At 64.2% G+C, this 3,000-nt stretch carries 2 protein-coding genes and 1 pseudogene; all 3 read right to left on the bottom strand.

The annotated features are described in order from the left end of the window. Positions 1 to 171: 171 nt before the first annotated feature. A pseudogene (locus WCL10_RS20465) lies at positions 172 to 1,687 on the bottom strand (IS66 family transposase). An 83-nt stretch (positions 1,688 to 1,770) separates the two neighbouring features. Further along, on the bottom strand, positions 1,771 to 2,118 hold the full coding sequence (tnpB, locus tag WCL10_RS20460) for an IS66 family insertion sequence element accessory protein TnpB (protein WP_336897490.1): 348 nt from the start codon (positions 2,116 to 2,118) through the stop codon (positions 1,771 to 1,773). Next, positions 2,115 to 2,489 carry a transposase gene (locus WCL10_RS20455; protein ID WP_336897489.1) on the bottom strand — a complete coding sequence of 125 codons (375 nt, stop codon included), beginning with the start codon at positions 2,487 to 2,489 and terminating at the stop codon, positions 2,115 to 2,117. The genes tnpB and WCL10_RS20455 overlap by 4 nt, the downstream gene beginning before the upstream one ends. Positions 2,490 to 3,000: the final 511 nt, after the last annotated feature.

The raw sequence follows: 3,000 nt of genomic DNA, 5'->3' as shown, positions 1-3,000 counted from the left end.
AGCTGGCCTCGCCGACATCGAAGCGGAACATGTGATAGTTCTCGAACAGCATCACGGCCTGAATGGCGAGGTGCAGGGTCTTCAGGCTGTTGGCGGGCGGTAGCTCGACCCGGCGCCAGATGGCGGGCTCGATGTATTCAAGGGTGATGCGCAGCCGGACGATCTGATCGGTCATGCCGCCCTATTTACACAAACGGGGCTGGAAGGAACCGCACTTGCTGTCCAGTTCCACGGCATGAGTTCGTCCCAGCGCGAGGCGGGCCAACTGCTGGCGATCTTCTCAATGACGTCGGCGATGTAGGCTTGCGGCTCGATGCCGTTGAGCTTGGCGGTCTCGATGACGGAATAGATCGCAGCGGCACGCTCGCCGCCAGCGATGGAGCCTGCAAACAGCCAGTTCTTGCGGCCGATGGCGATGGCGCGCATCGCCCGCTCGGCGGCGTTGTTGTCGATCTCGGCGGTGCCTTCGTCCAGGTAGCGCGTCAGTGCATCCCAGCGTTTGCGGCCATAGGCGAGCGCCTTGGCCATCGCAGACTTGGGCGATAGGCGGTGCAAGGCATCATCGATGGCGGCGCGCAGGTCCTCGACCATTGGTCGGCTGCGTTCCTGGCGCTGTCGTCGCCGGACATCGGGCGGGCTGCCGCGTATATCGCCCTCGATCCGGTAGAGCCTGGCGATCCGTTCGAGCAGGTCGATGGTCAGCGGCGTCGGGCTGGTCTGATGGTTCTCGAAGAAAATGCGCCCAGCAGGCGACTTCCTGCACCCGGCCGCCCTCGTAGAGCTTGTCGTAACCTGCATAGCCATCGGCCTGGAGCAGCCCGGTGAAATGCTTGAGCTCGGTCTGGGGGTGGAGGCCGCTGCGATCGGGAGTGAACCGATACCAGACCATCGCCGGCGTTGTCGCACCTGACGGGCGATCATCGACAACATAGGCCCAGAGCCGAGCCTGCGCGGTCTTGCCCCTGCCGGGAACCAGCATGGGCACCGGCGTATCATCGACATGCAGCTTGCCGGCCTTCAATCCTTCCTCGCGGATGCGCGTCACGATCGGATCGAGCAATGCAGCGGCCTGGCCCGCCCACCCGGCGAGCGTCGAGCGATCGAGATCGATGCCCTGCGCGGCCATGATCTCGGCCTGGCGGTAAAGCGGCAGGTGATGATCGAACTTGTTCACCACCACATGGGCGAGCGTAGCGAACGTCGCCTTGCCGCGCGCGACCGCCTTCACCGGAGCGGGCGCCTGGACGATCTTCTCGCAGGTCCGGCAGGAGTACTTGGGCCGCACCGTGCGAATGACGCGCCACTGCACCGGCGCCACGTCGAGCATCTCGTCGCTGTCTTCGCCGAGCGCGCGCAACACGCCGCCACAATCGGGACAAGTGCAGTGCCCGGCTGCCGGTTCGATCCGGTGCTCGGCGCGGGGGAGATGGGCCGGGAGCTGGCGAACCGGTGCCGGGCGAGCAGCTTCGCGGGCCGTCTCCGACCGGGTCGCATCCGCACTCGCCGCTTCGCCTTCCAGTTCTTCAAGCGTCAACTCAAGCTGCTCGATCTGTTGCGACAGCTTCTCTGAGGACTGGCCGAAACTCATCCGCCGGAGCTGGGAAAGTTGAAATCGCAGTGTCGCAATCAGCGTGTCGCGCGCCGCCAGAGCCGCTTCCAACTCGGCGAACCGGGCATCCTTGTCGATGGGGTAAGAGGCTTGATCCGACACGACAATCTTGTAGCCGATCACGCCTCGCTATGCCAGAAGAACCGCGAAAATCCGCCACTTCAGCCAGCCAGAAGCGGCTCTGTCGTGCGTTCCGGCCGACGCCAGTCGATACCCTCCAGCAGCATCGATAGCTGGGCCGAGGTCAGGCTGACCTTGCCTGTCTTCGTCGTTGGCCAGATGAAGCGACCACGGTCCATCCGCTTGGAATAGAGGCAGAGGCCCTGGCCATCGTACCACAGCAACTTGACCAGATCTCCGCGCTTGCCGCGGAAGGCGAACAGCGCGCCGCAATGCGGACTCGTCTCCAGCACCTGCTGCACCAGCACGGCCAGACCGTCGAAGCCCTTGCGCATATCGGTAGTCCCACAGGCGAGGAATATCCGGGTAGAGGATGGCAGCGCGATCATCGCTGGAGCACGGCGAGTACCCGTGCCAGTGCTTCGGCGTCCACCGCGGCGTCGACCGTCACGCGCACGCCCGACGGCAGCTCGATCCCGATCCGGCCAAGTCCACTGGCGCAGGGTTGCACTACCATCGGAACAGCCGGCTCCGCCACTTCCACCTCGGCGAATGCCGGGATCGCCGATGGCAACGCCGGCGGCACGATCCCGGTCAGCTCGCCCGACATCGCCAGGCGACGCCACGTGTAGATCAAGCCAGTGCCAACCTCGTGCCGTTCGCAGGCCGCCCGAACCGATCCGCCGCTGCCGAACGCATCGCGCAGGATCGCCAGCTTCTGCTCGACCGTCCAGCGCCGCCGGCCTGAAACCCGACCCACAACCTCGATCCGAGTAGTCATACGAGCGGTAGTATGACTACTCGCCCCACCGCTCTCGCTATCGTCCGCCATCACCGCTCCTGAAAAGGAGCGGCAATCAGACTATACAGGCATCAGGGCGCAAGGCGGCCTGCTCGCCACGCTTACAACTCGCAAGAAAGGTAAGCGAGGTCTGAGGACCGCAGAACGTTTATATCTGGTGGTTATGAGACCTGTGCGCGGGTGGGTGTAGACATAGGCGTTTATTGTTGATTCTATGGTCTTTCCGAAGAGGAGGGCTGGACGTGGCGCATCGTTCGATTGGTCAGGAGCGGTTCGGCTTTGCTGGGCGCATGAGGTCCGCATCGTCGCTTGACGCCCTTGCTGCGCTGATCGATTGGAGCCCGGTCGCGGCGCTTCTCGGTCCGCTCTATCCGGCGGCCAAGGGCGAACCCGCCTGGCCGCCGATGGCGATGTTTGTAGGACTGTACGGACTCGCTGGACATCATTCATGCTGCTGACTGGCAGCCAG

It is taken from the genome of Novosphingobium sp. (genome assembly GCF_037133355.1).
Classification (GTDB): Bacteria; Pseudomonadota; Alphaproteobacteria; order Sphingomonadales; family Sphingomonadaceae; genus Novosphingobium.
This window is presented reverse-complemented; position numbering and strand designations above follow the sequence as displayed.